This window comes from Bacillus sp. FJAT-14266 (assembly GCF_001719225.1).
Classification (GTDB): Bacteria; Bacillota; Bacilli; order Bacillales; family Bacillaceae; genus Bacillus; species Bacillus subtilis.
On the sequence record NZ_CP017072.1, the window covers coordinates 1,736,389 to 1,752,563 of the forward strand.

The 16,175-nt window shown below is 38.2% G+C and carries 23 protein-coding genes and 2 pseudogenes; 16 read left to right on the forward strand and 9 right to left on the reverse strand.

What is annotated here, in order from left to right; genetic code table 11:
* Nucleotides 1–8 precede the first annotated feature (8 nt).
* The 12 genes and pseudogenes from BGM23_RS09030 (at nt 9) to BGM23_RS09085 (ending at nt 7,246) form a co-directional block, all read left to right on the forward strand.
* Nucleotides 9–434: a DUF2634 domain-containing protein gene (locus BGM23_RS09030; RefSeq protein ID WP_004398572.1), complete on the forward strand. Its 426-nt coding sequence runs from the start codon at nt 9–11 to the stop codon at nt 432–434.
* Complete coding sequence (locus BGM23_RS09035) at nt 427–1,473, forward strand: baseplate J/gp47 family protein (protein WP_003229940.1); 1,047 nt, start codon at nt 427–429, stop codon at nt 1,471–1,473. The genes BGM23_RS09030 and BGM23_RS09035 overlap by 8 nt, the downstream gene beginning before the upstream one ends.
* Nucleotides 1,457–2,035, forward strand: a complete 579-nt coding sequence (locus BGM23_RS09040; protein WP_003229941.1) for a YmfQ family protein — start codon at nt 1,457–1,459, stop codon at nt 2,033–2,035. The genes BGM23_RS09035 and BGM23_RS09040 overlap by 17 nt, the downstream gene beginning before the upstream one ends.
* Nucleotides 2,032–2,304: a hypothetical protein gene (locus BGM23_RS09045; RefSeq protein ID WP_003229942.1), complete on the forward strand. Its 273-nt coding sequence runs from the start codon at nt 2,032–2,034 to the stop codon at nt 2,302–2,304. The genes BGM23_RS09040 and BGM23_RS09045 overlap by 4 nt, the downstream gene beginning before the upstream one ends.
* A gap of 2 nt (nt 2,305–2,306) precedes the next feature.
* Nucleotides 2,307–3,407 (forward strand): pyocin knob domain-containing protein, encoded by a 1,101-nt coding sequence (locus tag BGM23_RS09050; protein WP_003229943.1) that lies wholly within the window; start codon nt 2,307–2,309, stop codon nt 3,405–3,407.
* Nucleotides 3,408–3,416: 9 nt separating this feature from the next.
* On the forward strand, nt 3,417–3,752 hold the full coding sequence (locus BGM23_RS09055) for an XkdW family protein (protein WP_009967793.1): 336 nt from the start codon (nt 3,417–3,419) through the stop codon (nt 3,750–3,752).
* Complete coding sequence (locus BGM23_RS09060) at nt 3,749–3,913, forward strand: XkdX family protein (protein ID WP_003229944.1); 165 nt, start codon at nt 3,749–3,751, stop codon at nt 3,911–3,913. Before BGM23_RS09055 ends, BGM23_RS09060 begins: the two co-directional genes overlap by 4 nt.
* Before the next feature lie 87 nt (nt 3,914–4,000).
* Nucleotides 4,001–4,894: a phage-like element PBSX protein XepA gene (gene xepA / locus BGM23_RS09065; protein WP_003246010.1), complete on the forward strand. Its 894-nt coding sequence runs from the start codon at nt 4,001–4,003 to the stop codon at nt 4,892–4,894.
* A gap of 44 nt (nt 4,895–4,938) precedes the next feature.
* Entirely contained in the window at nt 4,939–5,361 is a 423-nt protein-coding gene (locus BGM23_RS09070; RefSeq protein WP_003246208.1) for a phage holin family protein, read from the forward strand.
* A gap of 44 nt (nt 5,362–5,405) precedes the next feature.
* Nucleotides 5,406–6,224, forward strand: a complete 819-nt coding sequence (gene cwlA / locus BGM23_RS09075) for an N-acetylmuramoyl-L-alanine amidase CwlA (RefSeq protein WP_003229946.1) — start codon at nt 5,406–5,408, stop codon at nt 6,222–6,224.
* Nucleotides 6,225–6,388: 164 nt separating this feature from the next.
* Nucleotides 6,389–6,868 (forward strand): annotated as a pseudogene (locus tag BGM23_RS09080) (hypothetical protein).
* A 15-nt stretch (nt 6,869–6,883) separates the two neighbouring features.
* Nucleotides 6,884–7,246 (forward strand): hypothetical protein, encoded by a 363-nt coding sequence (locus BGM23_RS09085; RefSeq protein WP_003229947.1) that lies wholly within the window; start codon nt 6,884–6,886, stop codon nt 7,244–7,246.
* Here the strand turns inward: BGM23_RS09085 and BGM23_RS21845 are convergent.
* The 6 genes from BGM23_RS21845 to rapE all read right to left on the reverse strand — a co-directional run bounded on the left by BGM23_RS21845 (nt 7,243) and on the right by rapE (nt 11,585).
* Complete coding sequence (locus tag BGM23_RS21845) at nt 7,243–7,389, reverse strand: hypothetical protein (protein ID WP_009967791.1); 147 nt, start codon at nt 7,387–7,389, stop codon at nt 7,243–7,245. The two genes, BGM23_RS09085 and BGM23_RS21845, sit on opposite strands and share 4 nt — an antisense overlap.
* A gap of 117 nt (nt 7,390–7,506) precedes the next feature.
* Entirely contained in the window at nt 7,507–8,085 is a 579-nt protein-coding gene (gene yqcF, locus BGM23_RS09095) for a type VII secretion system immunity protein YqcF (protein ID WP_015714310.1), read from the reverse strand.
* 14 nt (nt 8,086–8,099) lie between these two features.
* On the reverse strand, nt 8,100–9,695 hold the full coding sequence (gene yqcG / locus BGM23_RS09100) for an LXG family T7SS effector endonuclease toxin YqcG (protein ID WP_015714309.1): 1,596 nt from the start codon (nt 9,693–9,695) through the stop codon (nt 8,100–8,102).
* 115 nt (nt 9,696–9,810) lie between these two features.
* Nucleotides 9,811–10,224 carry a CDI toxin immunity protein gene (locus tag BGM23_RS22390; protein ID WP_015714308.1) on the reverse strand — a complete coding sequence of 138 codons (414 nt, stop codon included), beginning with the start codon at nt 10,222–10,224 and terminating at the stop codon, nt 9,811–9,813.
* Nucleotides 10,225–10,333: 109 nt separating this feature from the next.
* Nucleotides 10,334–10,468, reverse strand: coding sequence for a phosphatase RapE inhibitor PhrE (gene phrE, locus BGM23_RS09110; protein ID WP_014114495.1), 135 nt, complete (start codon nt 10,466–10,468; stop codon nt 10,334–10,336).
* Entirely contained in the window at nt 10,458–11,585 is a 1,128-nt protein-coding gene (gene rapE, locus BGM23_RS09115; protein ID WP_015714307.1) for a response regulator aspartate phosphatase RapE, read from the reverse strand. The genes phrE and rapE overlap by 11 nt, the downstream gene beginning before the upstream one ends.
* Nucleotides 11,586–11,892: 307 nt before the next feature.
* On the opposite strand from rapE, the gene BGM23_RS09120 reads away from it, so the two are divergent.
* Both BGM23_RS09120 and BGM23_RS09125 read left to right on the forward strand, forming a co-directional pair.
* Nucleotides 11,893–12,558, forward strand: a complete 666-nt coding sequence (locus tag BGM23_RS09120; RefSeq protein ID WP_015714306.1) for a CotZ-related putative spore coat protein — start codon at nt 11,893–11,895, stop codon at nt 12,556–12,558.
* A 76-nt stretch (nt 12,559–12,634) separates the two neighbouring features.
* Nucleotides 12,635–12,982 (forward strand): DUF3992 domain-containing protein, encoded by a 348-nt coding sequence (locus BGM23_RS09125; RefSeq protein ID WP_015714305.1) that lies wholly within the window; start codon nt 12,635–12,637, stop codon nt 12,980–12,982.
* A 58-nt stretch (nt 12,983–13,040) separates the two neighbouring features.
* Here the strand turns inward: BGM23_RS09125 and BGM23_RS22125 are convergent, their stop codons facing one another.
* On the reverse strand, nt 13,041–13,553 hold the full coding sequence (locus BGM23_RS22125) for a hypothetical protein (protein WP_231940259.1): 513 nt from the start codon (nt 13,551–13,553) through the stop codon (nt 13,041–13,043).
* Between BGM23_RS22125 and BGM23_RS22130 the strand changes: the two genes are divergently transcribed.
* Nucleotides 13,480–13,872 (forward strand): BclA C-terminal domain-containing protein, encoded by a 393-nt coding sequence (locus BGM23_RS22130; protein ID WP_230488262.1) that lies wholly within the window; start codon nt 13,480–13,482, stop codon nt 13,870–13,872. The genes BGM23_RS22125 and BGM23_RS22130 overlap by 74 nt on opposite strands.
* Before the next feature lie 110 nt (nt 13,873–13,982).
* On the opposite strand, the pseudogene BGM23_RS22395 reads toward BGM23_RS22130, so the two are convergent.
* Both BGM23_RS22395 and BGM23_RS09135 read right to left on the reverse strand, forming a co-directional pair.
* Nucleotides 13,983–14,115, reverse strand: a pseudogene (locus BGM23_RS22395) (DUF255 domain-containing protein); the annotation flags it as partial.
* Nucleotides 14,116–14,402: 287 nt separating this feature from the next.
* Nucleotides 14,403–15,398 carry an NADPH:quinone oxidoreductase family protein gene (locus BGM23_RS09135; RefSeq protein WP_015714303.1) on the reverse strand — a complete coding sequence of 332 codons (996 nt, stop codon included), beginning with the start codon at nt 15,396–15,398 and terminating at the stop codon, nt 14,403–14,405.
* Between the two features lie 157 nt (nt 15,399–15,555).
* Between BGM23_RS09135 and BGM23_RS09140 the strand changes: the two genes are divergently transcribed.
* Nucleotides 15,556–16,149, forward strand: a complete 594-nt coding sequence (locus BGM23_RS09140; protein ID WP_015714302.1) for a TetR/AcrR family transcriptional regulator — start codon at nt 15,556–15,558, stop codon at nt 16,147–16,149.
* Nucleotides 16,150–16,175 lie beyond the last annotated feature (26 nt).

Sequence of the window (16,175 nt, forward strand, 5' to 3'; positions counted from 1 at the left end):
TGTTTGGAATGGCTTTGTCTCCGGAAATCGAGTTTGAGGATATAGAAGATGACAGCGAAGTCATAGAGACCTCGCAAACCTACAAAATAGATTTTGAAAATGGCCGTATCACAAATGAAATCATCACAGGCCTTGAAGCGATCAAGCAGTTTGTATATTTGTCTCTCCATACTGAGCGATACGCATATTCTGTTTACAGTCATGACATTGGAAATGAACTTCAAGACGTGCTGGCAGATAACGAAACAACAGACGCATATAAGAAAATGGAGATCCCTCGGCTGATAGAGGAAGCACTGATCTATGACGATCGGATTTCTGCTGTTACAGATTTTGAAATAGAAAAACAAGGCGAATCGTTCCGTGTCTCCTTTACAGTCGAGACTGACGAAGGAACATTGGAGATCGAGGAGGTGCTTGGCGAGGATGTTTGAAGATCAAACCTATGAATCGATTATGGATCGAATGTTGAACAGCATTTCAGCGGACATTGATAAAAGGGAAGGCAGCGTGATTTATAACGCGTTAGCTCCTGTAGCCGCAGAATTGGCCAAGTCTTATATTTGGCTCGATACTGTTCTGGAACTTGTCTTCTCAGACACGGCCCAAGGGGAATTTTTAGATCGACGAGCTACTGAAGCAGGCATTGAGCGGACTGCTGCCACAAAAGCAGTCAGGGCAGGGGAGTTTACTGAAGGCGTGACCATTCCTGTAGGGTCTCGCTTTTATGTTGATAATCTTTATTTTCAATACACAGCTGACGGGACGTTGGAGTGTGAAACAGCGGGGGAAGCAGGGAACGCAAACATATCCGGTCAGAATCTATTGTCATTAGACACTATACCTGGGCTTCAAAAAGCGATTGTGAAAGAGATTCTGATTCCTGGACGTGAAGAAGAGGATGATGACAGTTTAAGAGCTAGATATTTTACCCGCGTGCGTCGAGAAGCTGTCAGTGCCAATAAAGCACACTATAAACAATGGGCTGAAGAAGTAGACGGAGTGGGGAAGGTAAAGGTCTTTCCGCTTTGGAACGGGGACGGTACAGTCAAAATTGTCGTGACCAATGCTAACTTGGAACCTGCTTCCGATATTTTAATATCAAAGGTGAAAAACTATATTGATCCTGAACCCGGACAAGGTGAGGGACAAGCGCCAATAGGTGCCTTTGTCACAGTGGAGAGTGCGGTATGGAAAGAGGTTGAGATTTCAGCCGAGGTACTTCCCGAGGTCAATAGCTCTATCGATCAGGTAAAGCAAGAAATTGAATCAGGTGTTTTAAATCTTTTTAAAAAGATTGCCTTTGAAGATAACGTCATCCGTTTATCGCAGATTAATAATATCGTCTACAATTCACCTTCAGTAAGTGATTACGCAGATATTAAAATCAACGGCGTGGCCGAAAATTTGGTTCTGAGTGCCGTCGAAATCCCTAAATTGGGGCAGGTGAACATCATTGAGCAAACTCGATGAAATGACTGCTTACCTGCCGCCGTTCCTTACCAAGTTAAAGGAAATGGCTGAACTTCTTAAAGCGGAAGCTCCGGAATTTGAGAAGCAAAATAACAGCATCTTTGATCTGACAGATCAGCTGTTTGTTACTACGGCAACCTGGGGGCTTGAACGATGGGAAAAGATTTTGAACGTACCGCGGGAATCAGGTGACACCGATGAGATCCGCCGATTGCGCCTAATCTCTAAAATGTCCAATATACCGCCGGCAACATATAGGGCCATTGAACACGCGTTGAACCGGTTCCTGAAAAATCCGTCAGCTCAGGTTCGGCTGCTTCCCGGAGAGTACCGTTTTAAGGTTGATATTGATATAGATGATATGCAGCATATGAGCGAGCTCATAGAAACATTGGAGAATATGAAGCCAGCTCATTTGGCATATACCTTGCGAGCTGCTTTGAATGAGCCACTCCAAATAAAAGATACTGTCATTTTGAATAACAGAAGGTATCGAAAAGCAAGTGAGCTAAAGGTAGGTTATTCCGTCACGCTCAATAATAACGAGGTGGTCCTTGTATGATTACACAGCTTTATAGAGAGCGTACAGCTGCAGATTTGAAAAATAGAATATCGAAAGTGCTGCTGAATGGAAATGAAACAGAAATTGTGGAACTCACCATTCAGGGTGCCGTTGTCACGGTGCTTACTCAACGAGAGGAAGACATCAAACATATTAAGAGTGTTCAGATACTTGATGATCAAAACAACGTGATTACGGAAAGAACAACAGATTTAGACGTTAGTAATAATAGAACGCTAGATTTTAGGATTACTTTTGAGGTGGTTTAACAATGGCTTATGATGCAAAAACAGATTGGCTCCCGGACGATCCGATTAATGAAGATGATGTGAACCGTTGGGAGAAAGGCATTCAAGATGCGCATAAAGATTTAGCTGTACATAAAAATGACATGAACAACCCTCACAATACAACAAAGGCGCAAATCGGGCTAGGGAACGTTGATAATGTACAGCAAGCTTCGAAAAAAGAATTTGAAGAGCATCGTAATGATTTACAACGGCACATTACACCAGTGGAACGGGAGAATTGGAATGCAAAAGAAACAATTGTCGGAGCTCAGGAAAAAGCGGATAAGGCTTTATCGGATGCAAAATATTACGTGGATACCAACTATAAAAATAACAATCTGACGTTAATTACTGGAGACAATGCTATTCAAGATGCAAGAACAGGAGGGGAAGAATATCCTTTAGGACTGACCTTAATGGACATTGGGCAGGGAAATACTACAGGCTACCCCTTGGGTTATGGCATTGTCAAAAATGAAAAATATAATAATTACCGTTTCACTCAATACTTTTACGGAACAGGGAATGAGTCTGGGACTTACTATGACAGTACAGGAGTTTGGATTAGACACTGGTGGAGTGGTTCAGGCTGGACTCCGTGGCAAAAGATATCAGGTTTTGCTCATGCGAATATTGGAACTACAGGTGTTCAGTATTTAAAAAAGATTGATCACACTAAAATTGCATTTAACAGGGTCATCAAGGATAGCCATAATGCTTTTGATACTAAAAACAATCGATTTATTGCTCCGAACGATGGAATGTACTTAATCGGGGCAAGTATATATACCTTAAATTATACATCTTATATAAACTTTCATTTGAAGGTTTACCTAAATGGAAAAGCATATAAAACACTGCACCATGTAAGAGGAGACTTTCAGGAAAAGGATAATGGGATGAATCTTGGTTTAAACGGCAATGCGACTGTACCCATGAATAAAGGAGATTACGTTGAAATCTGGTGCTACTGTAATTACGGAGGAGACGAAACACTGAAAAGGGCAGTAGATGATAAAAATGGTGTATTTAACTTTTTTGATATACAAGAACTTGGAGGCCGAAACTATCCAAGATTTTAGGAGGTAACGATGAATATAGGTGAAGCTATTCTTTTTAAATACCCAACAGCTGATCCCACAAAGGATTTTATTGTCCAGAATAATGGTGATGGAACTCCCTCATATATAGCAGAGTGGAATATTAGGGCACCTATACCCACGGAAGCAGAGTTAAAAACTTGGTGGGAAGAGCTTCAGAGTACATCTGCATATGAACCACCAGTTCAAGTGGATCTACTTGCAAGAGAGTTGTCACAGGAAAAACTGGCTCGTAAACAGCTTGAAGAATTAAACCAAACTTTGGGAAGCGAGCTTTCAAAAATAAAGTTGCAACTGCTTACTCTACAAGGAGGGCAAGGTTCATGAATTATTGGGTGCTGGCTTTGCATTATAACTGGGCTTCTTCTGAAATGGTGAAACAGGCAATTCATCTCAAAGATTGTTCGCCCGAAGATTTACAGGAAGGAATAGAGAAAAAACTCATTACAGCTGAACAGTATAAAGAGATCACAGGAGAAGCCATTTAGGGCTTTTTTATTTTTCCTTAAAGGAGGTGGTTCCGTTGTAAACCCATGCTCACCACTAATGATCTACAATAGCAAGGAGGATTTATAATGGCATCATATAGTTTTCAATTTTCAACAGATGCAACTGGTAAGCCGGGGGCAGCCAAGCCATACAGAGAAGGAAACAGAGATTTTGTTGTGCCGGTAGCTTCAATCTCCGGTAATTCAGAGCTGCTGACGAACGCAGTTTTAAAAGCCACTGAAGTCTACACGCAATATGGACAAGATCGATTAGGTCAGGTTTTAATTTCAAAAGTAAAAGGTCACGCTTATTCTGATCGTGAAGGTACCTTATTCATTGAAGAAAGTAACGATATGAATTCATGGACCACAATCTCTTCATTGGTTGTTAAAGCAAATACGCTTGGCGAGACTGAGTGGATTCATTTAACTAAACGATATTTCCGTTTCAGATACGCAAATGGTAACCTGCAGCAATCTGAATTCTTACTTTACCAGTCATTGGGCGCAGGTGAAGAGGATATAAACATTAACCATACTGTTCCTATTACAGCAGTTGCTCCGTTCTCAGTCCAGTTAGATAAAAGCGGGTTAACTAATGATGGTCGTTTAAAAGTTCAAACTGAAGGCTTGAATCTTAGCTCATTAGACACTCAATCAAAAACAATGGATATTGTCTTTCACGATAAAACAGAAACCATAGGTGAGGGTAACCCATTCACCGTTGGATCATTCAAAACGTTGCTCATTGAGGTTTATGGGACGGCTGAGACAAGTGAATTGAAGTTCTGGGGTAAATCCTTATCGGGAACAAAAAGAGCCCTTAGAGGGCAGAAAGTGGATGACGGAACGTTTGCCACTAGCACAAAAGGAAAATCAGAAGCTTGGTCTTTTAGCATTACTGGCTTTAAAGAAATTGTTATGGAGCTTACAGCTTTAACAAATGGAAACTTTTCAGTTAGAGGGACGGCCGTCTCATAAGATCCGGCTGTCCTTTTTTATTTGCCTCGGAGGAGGTGATTAGAATGGAGGAGACAAGTTTGTTTATCAATTTTGAAACATTAGATTTAGCAAGAGTATATTTATTTGGAGGGGTGAAGTACCTTGATTTACTTCTAGTACTTAGCATAATTGACGTTTTAACAGGAGTAATCAAGGCATGGAAATTCAAAAAACTGCGAAGTCGAAGCGCATGGTTTGGCTATGTCCGCAAGCTACTCAATTTCTTTGCGGTCATTTTAGCAAACGTGATTGATACAGTACTCAATTTGAACGGTGTCTTAACCTTTGGTACCGTTCTTTTTTATATCGCTAATGAAGGTTTGTCAATAACTGAAAACTTAGCACAGATTGGTGTTAAAATACCATCATCAATAACAGATCGATTACAAACAATTGAGAACGAAAAAGAACAGAGTAAGAATAACGCAGACAAAGCTGCTGGCTAAGCCAGTGGCTTTTTTTATCTTACTGACAGAAGGAGAGAGGGTATATGGCCATTAAAGTTGTAAAGAATCTAGTCTCTAAATCAAAGTATGGATTGAAATGTCCTAATCCAATGAAAGCTGAATATATCACTATTCATAACACTGCGAATGATGCTTCAGCAGCCAATGAGATTTCTTACATGAAGAATAACTCTAGCTCAACAAGTTTTCACTTTGCAGTAGACGATAAACAAGTCATTCAAGGTATTCCAACGAATCGTAACGCTTGGCACACAGGAGATGGAACAAACGGTACAGGGAATCGCAAGTCTATTGGTGTCGAAATTTGTTATAGCAAGTCAGGAGGGGTACGATATAAGGCAGCGGAAAAGCTTGCTATTAAGTTTGTGGCTCAGCTACTTAAAGAACGTGGATGGGGTATTGATCGAGTCCGCAAACATCAAGACTGGAATGGTAAGTATTGCCCGCACCGCATTTTGTCAGAGGGAAGATGGATTCAAGTTAAGACTGCAATTGAAGCAGAATTGAAAAAGTTGGGCGGAAAAACAAACTCAAGCAAAGCAAGTGTAGCTAAAAAGAAAACAACAAACACAAGCAGCAAAAAAACGTCATATGCGCTACCATCCGGTATTTTTAAAGTGAAGAGCCCAATGATGAGAGGGGAAAAGGTAACACAAATTCAAAAAGCACTGGCTGCACTATACTTTTACCCGGATAAAGGAGCAAAAAACAACGGCATTGACGGCGTGTATGGTCCGAAAACAGCAGATGCAATTAGACGATTCCAGTCTATGTACGGGCTTACTCAAGACGGTATTTACGGACCAAAAACGAAAGCGAAACTTGAAGCTCTCTTGAAGTAAATAAATAGTCTCCTTGAGTATCTTTCTCAAGGAGATACTTATGTTTATTTTGTTACAGATAGTTCAAAATTATTCTAATATTTGAGTAAAAAGTATTATTTTTCTAGTCTGAACATAATGTTATCATTTACATGTAAATAATTTAAAAGAAAGGGATTGATTTCATGTTTAAGAAATTACTTTTAGCAACATCTGCATTAACATTCTCTTTATCATTAGTTCTTCCGTTGGATGGACATGCCAAAGCTCAAGAGGTAACATTACAGGCACAGCAGGAAGTCACTTATCAAACTCCCGTTAAACTATCCGAATTACCAACTAATACAACTGAACAATCTGGTTAATTTCACACAAATGGTATTAAAAAATGGATTGCTAAAGAAGCAATGAAGGCAACAGCCAGTGCGCTTCGACATGGTGGGAGAATTGTTGGTGAGGTAGTCGATGAGTTAGGTGGATCAGCAGGAAAAACATTCGCAAAACATACTGATGATGTAGCAGATGCTTTGGACGAGTTAGTTAAACGAGGTGACGTTGTGGAGGACGCAATTATTGACACGGTTTCCTCATATCTAATTGATGCTGGTGTAAAATCTTCTACAGCTAGAACTATTGCAAGTGTATTTACTTTCTTAGCTTTTTAATTGAGGTGATTTGAATTGGTAACAGTAGAAGAAAGGCTTGACAACCTAGAAAAAAAAGTCGAGAAGCAGGCTTTTCAACTAAGGTTAGTCCAACAATTAGCAGCTGATTATGATCGGTTTGGCTTATTTGATCAAGTTTTGGCCTATGATTTAAGTGAAAAACAGTATCAAGAATTAAGAGAGTTAACGAGCCAGTACACTGATAAGATTAAAAATGGCGAAGAGGTCTCTCTTCATAACTTTACTGAAGAATTTAAAAGAATTTTGAAAGATATTGAAAAAGAAGTGGATTTCGAAAAGTTTATTTCTCTCTGGTTAAAGGGACCAGAAGAAGGTTTTGGATTTTCTAAAGCTTTACATAACCATTTCTTTAATTAAAGATAAGGACCAGCCACATAATAAGCTGGTCTTTCTTTATTTTCCCTCAAGTTCGAACTCCTATGAACAGAATACCAGGTATCTATCCTTCCAAATATATTGTTATTAGCTTGAGGGTTTGTGTGTTTTTCTTCATTAATCATAGAATTCTCCTTACCTCAGTCATTTTCTTCTATTATTTGCAGCTGATTTCAAATTAAATAAAATAAGCCCTTCTCATTGAGAGGGGCTTATAAAGTGACTCTTCTTTATTAAAGTCATTAAACAACAGATTCTCTCTTTATATCAAAAATATCAATCTGTTTTGATTCCAGAAGATCTTGTAAATAATCTGAGCCGTGTTTTTCAGCTACTTGCAATTCTCCTTCGGATATAGGTAAAGCCATTAGCCAAGTAACATTTTTGTTACTAAATTCAAGTAGTTCTAAATCTTCCTCCCATAAAAATGGGGGAACGAACATAATATGTTTCATATCGGTTTCCTGATCATACATACTAATCACATTTTTAAAAATAACACCTGGTGCACAAGTGAAATTTGAGTTGATTATATTAAAGGCACAAGTTGATAAAACATTAGCATATATGTCTGAAGCTGACTCCATTGCAGCTACGATTTCTATCCGCAACGGAGTGCCATTCACCTCATAATTAATAGAATGATCCGACAAACCTAGAGTTGAATATGACGTGATACCTTCCTGAGGCTGGTCACTGACCGATAAAATATCAATGCTGCTACTCTTGTTATCATCCCAATATTTCGTAACCTTCGGTTTACCTCCAAAAGCTCCTAAAACTGTTCTAGCAATTACTTTATTTTCTTGTGTAACGCCCATTAGACAATCTCTCCTTAATCTCCAAAGTAATCATCCGTCATATCTTCCCCTTTATGACTCCTATTGGAGGAAGGTAATTCAGGTTGATAATGGTCTGGATTATTATGTTCATCTAAAAATTGCTTTCGACTAATATTTCTTTCCATTGCACTTTGTTGATGTTTTCTAAATTCATAACCTGGTTTATGACCCATATCCCATGGTTCATCTTTTTTCATTACCTGTTTTGTTAACGGGTCTTTAACAGATCCGGTTGAATCCTTAGCATTTTCCCAAACCTTATCTCTAACGCCTTTACGGAAATAAGTTGGTCTTTTGTACGTTTTAGGAACTTTAGGTTTTTTGCTGGTGTTAGTAGATGTTTCGCTAACTCGGGAACTCGATTTTGCATTAAGCTTTTTGTTAATTCCACGAGCTCCGAAAGGAACCAACATTGCCATTGCTCCACTAAGGCTCTGTTCTTGCCTCTCTTTAGAGACTTTATTCCCGAACATATCGCGTCCTGTTATGGCCTCGCTAAAACCATTTGCAGAAGCAAGTCCATAAAGTCCTTTGCTGGAGTTTTGAAGAGCATGGAATGTCTTAGGTGTTTTGTATACATCGAGAGCTTTGTCTGCTCTATACAATGCCTTACTTGTTGAATAAACAGCTTTTCCGCCTTTAGCTAATTTACCTGCCCATCCTACGATAGGGATGTATCCTGCCGCAGCCATTGCACCGGCAGCGACCCGTTGTCCAGCAGTTAGCTTTTCGCCGGTAACAGGATCAACCCCATCAGCGGCTCTTTTATAATCATAATATCCAGAGACCTCTCCTGTAAAATTACAAACAGCATCCCAAGACTTTTCATACCATGGTCTGTTCGCCAGTTCTTCTTGTTCTTTTGCTATTCTTCTTTGTTCCGCCTGTTGGTCCTTAAAAGAGATGTAGTCTGTTGATTGTTTCTTTACATCCTCAGTCATCTTGTGAATCTCACTGTCTCTATAAGCCATCGCATTATAGTGAATAGGAGAGGCGCTTTTGCCTTTTGCTGTCGCATTCATTAAAGCTTGATAATCAGCTTGAATCATTTGTTCATTTGCTTCTGATAGTCCGTATTCTGATGTTAAGTTTTCGTCAACTTCATCCATTTTCTCAATGGCTTCTTTTCGTTTCTTTTCGGCAGACGAAAGTTCATTTTTAAAAGTTTCTGTCGAGAACAGATCCAAAGGCAGTATATCGTTGATATCATTTAATATATCTTGCATGGCTTTTTTCTGTTCAGACATGATGGATTTTGATTTGGTGGAGGCGTTAGCAAGCTCATGCGCTAAAAAGGTTTCTTCTATGTAGGCATCTGATAAGTTGGCGTCTTCTAAGAAACCAGGAATACTCGTTAAGAAAGAAATTTTCATCTCAATTAAATCAATCCATTGGTCAGCAATGCCAGCTTGATCTTCATAAAATGATTTGATGTTATTAGCACCTTTGCCTGAAAACTCGCTATCATCTAAATCTGCAACAGCTTTGAACGCTTTCTTTAATTTGACCATTTTACTTTTTAAATCTTTGTATTCCTTTGCTCGCTTTTCAGCCTCGGTGAGCAAGGTTTTGGCTTCAAATACTTTCATGATCATATCCTTTCATTTAATCGTCATAACAAAATATTACCATGGAAGAATGATGAAACTAACTGTTATGTGGATCAAATGGTGGAAATGAATCATTCGATCTGTGTCATTTTACCTATTTGTTAATCCTTTCAATGAAAGGGGACTTTCCAATTGTAACATCGCCATCATGAAAAAATTCGATAACGTAGCCAAATTCACTAAACATAAAAGTATCTGATCCAACGGCAGTTACATCATCAATTACGTTTAATGCATGCTCAAGACTGGTTTTTAATGCTGGCTGTTCTCCGTAACCCCAAAGAATAATAATGTTCCTATCTTTAAAATGGTGTTTAGCTAGCCAATCGTAAATCTCGTCCTCGTAAACTATAGATTGATGACAACAAACTTCTTTCCACTTGATTTGTCCCCAAGATGTAAAGGGAAAACTGTTTGAAAGCAGTTCATAATAATTTGCCGTTAATTCTTCTGATAAGATTTCTTTGTTTTTCCCTAGAGCTTCTAAGCATTCATCAAATAAGTCCAAAATGTTCACCTCAAAAGCTTTATGTATGATGGATTTTTTCAGTATCAGAAATAAGAAAAAGCCGTTATGAAACGGCTAAAGGGAATCAGAACTAATGTTGTTTATCGAATCAAACAAGGAATTCATGAGTAGGTGCTAGAGTTACATTCCGGGATGCTTCCTTCATTTCGCCATTAGACATAGATCCGAAAAAGGCAAGTCCAATTAAAACGGCGGATAAACTGATAAACAATTTAGATTTCATACATGCATTCCCCTTTCGATATTTGCTTTTGAGCATATACCATCTTCTTGAAACAGATGATACTATCCTCTATTTTTCCATTATAATCGAAAAGGTTGCCTCCTAACAATGCCAGCTCTTCCAGATAAGGGTATCCTTTGCCGTTCTCTAAACGAGAAAAAATGTTGAGGAGTTTAGGTGTATCGCCATTTCTTATATAAAGAACGTCTAATGCTTCAAATAAGTTCATAAAAAGTTCGTCTTTAAAATCTACAGCACTTCTAATTCCTTTGCGGAAGCAATCCATTGCTTGTTCTTTTTTGCCTTGTTTAAAATAAATCAATGCTAGGTCATGATAAGCTTGCGGAAGTACGTCAGAGTTAATTTTTCTGTATTGAACCAAGGCTTGTTCGATGTAACGAGCAGCCTTATTTAAGTTGTCCATTTTGTGATAACAATTGCCGAGATTGAAAAACGCAGTGGCATAGATATGAGTATTTTTACTTTTAAGCAGCTCAGCACCTTTTAAAGCTTCTTGAAGGTGGGGGAGAGCTTTCTCATGATTTTCAAGGTCATCATAGTTACCGGCAATGACAAAATGGCACTGTATACGCCGAACAGAATAAAGCTCGTGTTTTTTATAGATGTTATATGAAAGCTCAGCGTAATGCATCGAAATGTGTGTCATTTTCATATGATAATAGACTTCAGACAGTTTAAAATAAAACTCAGCTTTTTCAATCTTGTCGGAGATTGTAGGAATTTTGCGTTCAGCTTTTTTGTAATATGTAATGGCCTTTGTGTATTCACCGTTTCTAAACTCATACATCCCGCGGAAGAAGTTATAATAATATGCCCGCATATTGTCTAGCTTCTTCTTATGCCCTTCGATTTTCTTTAAATATTCTGAAAGTTCCATTCGGTTTTCATCGGATGGCATCGTGTATTCCAACATGATTTTATGGCGGAAGGCCATTAATTGATAATAAATAAGCAAATCTTGATCTTCTTCCATAACCTCTATATCACGTTCGATTTCAGCTTTTAACATTTCAGCATCAGTAACGTTGAATTTTTGAATATGCCTATGCCATTCATTAATCTTCATTCCCACTTCAGCTGATGTGATTGATATCAAGATATTCACCCTTCCCTTAACTCTACTAGTAATGTAAATATTAACAAGTTTTTGTTCGCAGAAAAAGGCAATAGGGCACCGCAATTTAAATTTTCGGTGAGACCGCAATAACTTTTTTATTACACTTGTTGGCCTCTCATCTTCTTGTTTTAGTTAGTCAATTTGTCTAGAAGATCACCAATTACATAGCATCAAATACAAGTCAATGAAGGTGTACCTCACCAAATGCACAATTAATCTCACGTCACATATTATAAGTTATAAAAAGCCACTTTAACTTTAAAGCAATGAATTGAGTTGGTTTAACTTGACATGCTGCATCATTGAAAAACTTAAACGAATTCAAAGTGAAAAACAAATAAAAGTTGATGAATGTTTTGCTGTAACACCAGTTTTTTTAATTAATCAAGAAGGAGAACATTTTATTGCATCTGGCATATCGAATGGAGAACTATTTCAGACGTGTTATTTTAAAGTTATTTCGGTTAATGAACTGCGAAAATGTGTTGTGCTAGAATTACTCGTTCCTTGTTGTATGAAAACATTATGTGCCAATAAGGTTTTGTATCGTTCAGATTCACGTATTTTGATTGATATTTCATTTTTTTGTGGTATTGGTGAAGTTAAAATTCCTGTATATGATTATCTGATTTTAAAACCAAGTATAAAAGATAAATTTGAAATTTGTTTTTTAACAAATGAAAATAAAACAGGAGTTCTATGGAACAACGAATCTAACTTTGCTAATACTGCTACAGTCACTCTTCATCATAAAGATACCAAGAATTCTTCGATTAAAATTATTCTTCAGACTAAAGAAAATATATATTCATTAGGTGTGAATAAAGGAGAAAGTTGCTCTATTACGGTTAAAGATCTTGAGTGTCTTAAGATCGAATCATCAAAAAGAAAATCGAAAGGACAAATAGATGTTCAGCTGAATCACATTATTAAATCTATTAAATATTTTTAAGTTTGGTTGATTATCCAATCGAAATTGTTTTTAATAACATATTTTTATAAAGATAATATGAATGAGGAGGATAATTATGGCTATTTTGGGCGGTTGTAGTAACGAGCAAACGGGTTTTGTAAACGATGCTGTATGTTTCACGATTGATTTGGGGGATACTGGAGCTGTAGCTACACCAGTTTGGGAAGACGCAACTTCTTTTGTTATAAATGGAACAATAATGGTAGAAAACAATGGGATTGTAGGAGTAGGCCCCACAGCTTCTCTTACAGTTAATGGAACAGCAGTTGCGGGATTTACAGTAGCACCAGGAGAAAGTAGATCAATCACTTTGAATGATATCAACTCAATAGGTATTGTTGGGGCAGGGGGAACTGGAACAGCAAATGTGACCGTTTCTTTTTCATTAAATTATCAATATTAATCAGTTTGTATCTTTGATTCCACAAACTTTTGCTGAAAGTAGTGACAGAAATGTGCGCTCAACTTAACGCATGTGGAGGTAGTAGTAGAGGACCAACAGGACCGACCGGAGCAACGGGAGCAACCGGACCAACGGGTGCAACCGGAATAACAGGAGCAACCGGACCAACGGGTGCAACCGGAATAACAGGAGCAACCGGACCAACGGGAGTAACGGGAGCAACAGGAATAACGGGACCAACCGGACCAACGGGTGCAACCGGAATAACAGGAGCAACCGGACCAACGGGAGTAACGGGAGCAACAGGAATAACCGGACCAACGGGTGCAACAGGACCAACCGGAGCAACGGGAGCAACAGGAGCAACGGGAGCAACAGGAGCAACCGGAATAACGGGAGCAACAGGAATAACGGGAGCAACGGGACCAACGGGAGTAACGGGAGCAACAGGAATAACCGGACCAACAGGAACAGGCGGAAGTGTAACAGGAAACTCTATGTATGCATCTAATACAGTTGGTAGTACAATTGCAGTGGTACTGGGTGGTTCCCCAGTACCCTTACCGAACAATCAAAGCTTAGACGGTTTTACAGTAAATGGAGGTAATAATATGTTTACTGTGCCAGTGGCAGGACGTTATTATCTCTCATATCAAATCAATACCACTCTTTCATTACTTGCTGGTTCTAGATTAATGCGTAATGGTGATCCAATACCAGGTTCAATCATTTCTCCAGCAGTATCAACTTCTAGTTACAATGATGATGTGTTCGCTACTTTGGATGCAGGAGACAGAATATCACTTCAATTATTCGGAGTAGTAGCTACAGTTATTCTTTTAGGAGGGGGATCAACCGGAGCAGCCTTGACTATCATTCGATTAAACTAATAAGTTATAAAAAGGAATTCAAATGAGTTCCTTTTTTATTTGTCTTTAATTACAATTTCAAAGTTATGTACATCTTAAGGGATATGTGTAGATACACGAACTTGTCACTAATGAAAGTTCGAATAACCGATGCTGACCAGAAACGGCTTGTTTTCGCATTTGGCTTTTTCAAAGTCTTCTTCTCTCCAAGGGAACCAGTCAAACAGGGGTGTGGGTGTATTGTAGTAAATATGGAGACTTCTCAGCATTAGTCTATTGAGTTTATTGTGACAAGGTGGGTTCCTATTTATTTGAGCTTTGTTTGCCCATAAACGAAACTCTAGACTAGGAGCCACATTTATAATGTACGATGAATAAGCGTTTTCATATCATTAAGACTGTGTAAGCTGAATGGGGAGGATCACTCCTTATATTTTTGCATTTACATAAAGTAAGCTATAATAAGTAAAGGAATTCCTGTTGAGAATCCCTTTACTAGCCCTTTAAGACATTGTTTCATCTTTAGCAACTGGATGAGTTCTGATGAATAATCATACGATATTTACAATCGTTCTCCCTCTTACTTGTCCTTCCAATATTTCAGGAAGAACGTTAGGAAGTTGATCTAAAGTAATTTCTTGTGAAATAAATTCCTCTAAACTAGATGGTTTAAAATCAGTTGCTACACGATGCCATGTTTTTAACCGTGTTTCCATTGGACAAGATACAGAATCAATCCCAAGTAAATTAACACCTCTTAAGATGAATGGAAAAACAGTAGTTGGCAGTTTTGTTCCAGCTGTTAATCCACTAACAGCAACGGAACCTCCATATTGAATTTGGCTTAAGATAGAGGCAAGAGGTTCCCCGCCTACAGGATCAACAGCTGCCGCCCATTTTTGTGATCCTAAGGCTTTGACCTTCCCTCCATAGGTCATATCCCGTGAAATAATTGTACTAGCTCCAAGTTTTCGTAAGTAATCATATTCTGATTCTTTACCTGTACTAGCTTCTACTTGATAACCGAGAGAGTTAAGGAATGAAACAGCAAAACTACCAACGCCACCTGTTGCTCCTGTTACCAGAACTTTTCCTTTTTCAGGAGATAGGTTATTTTCTTCTAGACGTTGAATAGATAGTGCCGCTGTGAAGCCAGCTGTTCCTACTATCATTGCTTCTTTGAGGGTCAAATTATCAGGTAAAGGTACAATCCAGTCTCCAGGGAGACTTGCATATTCGCTAAAACCGCCAAAATGAGAAACACCTATATCATAACTTGTGGCAATCACCTTATCTCCCTCTTTAAAGCGAGGATCATTAGAAGAAATGACTACACCTGCTAAATCTATACCCGGTATAAATGGGTATTTTCTTACGATTTTCCCATTGGGGTTCCCTGCAAGTCCATCTTTGTAGTTAATTCCAGAGTAGTGTACTTGGATGTGGACATCACTTTCTGGTAAAAACGCTGGAGAAACATTCTTTACTTTAATTGAAAATTCATCATCAACTTTGTTTACAACTAGAGCCTTGAATTCGTCTTTCATTTTATAAATCCTCCAATATGCTATCTTGATGTGAAACCACTTTAAGTATACACAATTATTCTGACCGGTCAAACTATTTTGTCTGGTCAGAATAATTTTGTGTGGATTTCATGAACTGTTGTATACTAATTGAAGGTTAGCTTTCTGGAGGTTTATTATGAAGAAAAAAGCAGAAGAAAGAAAGAATCAAATATTAAGGGCAGCTTTCCAAGCTGTGTCAACACAAGGTTATAATTCAGTTACACTACAAAGTATTGCTGATCACGCAGGAGTTAGTAAGGGCGTCGTGCATTATTACTTTGATAATAAGGAAGATACCCTTTCTCAACTACTTGAGTGGATTACAAATAAAATTTATAAACATGAATTGAAAGCAGTGGATTCGGAATCTACGCCACTGGATAAGTTGAAAGCTTATGTAAATTCAATATTTGTCTCTCCCGAGGAAAATGAAAAGTTTTACAAGGTTTATTTAGATTTCTTGTCTCAGGCAACCCGAAATGAAACGTACAGGAAAATTAACCATAGCTTTTATCAACAGTGCTGGGGCATCACATCTAACATTATTATTTTTGGACAGGAAACAGGAGTATTTGACCAAAGTATAGATGTTGAAAAAGCTTCAAAAACAATGCGATCTATTGTAGATGGATTGCTCATTCAATGGCTAATGAGTGAAGATATAAATTCACATGAATATTATAAAGAGATTTGTTATCAGAGCTTTTTAAGTCTTCTAAAGCTCACTTAATTCTATTGGTTCAATCTCTACTCTTT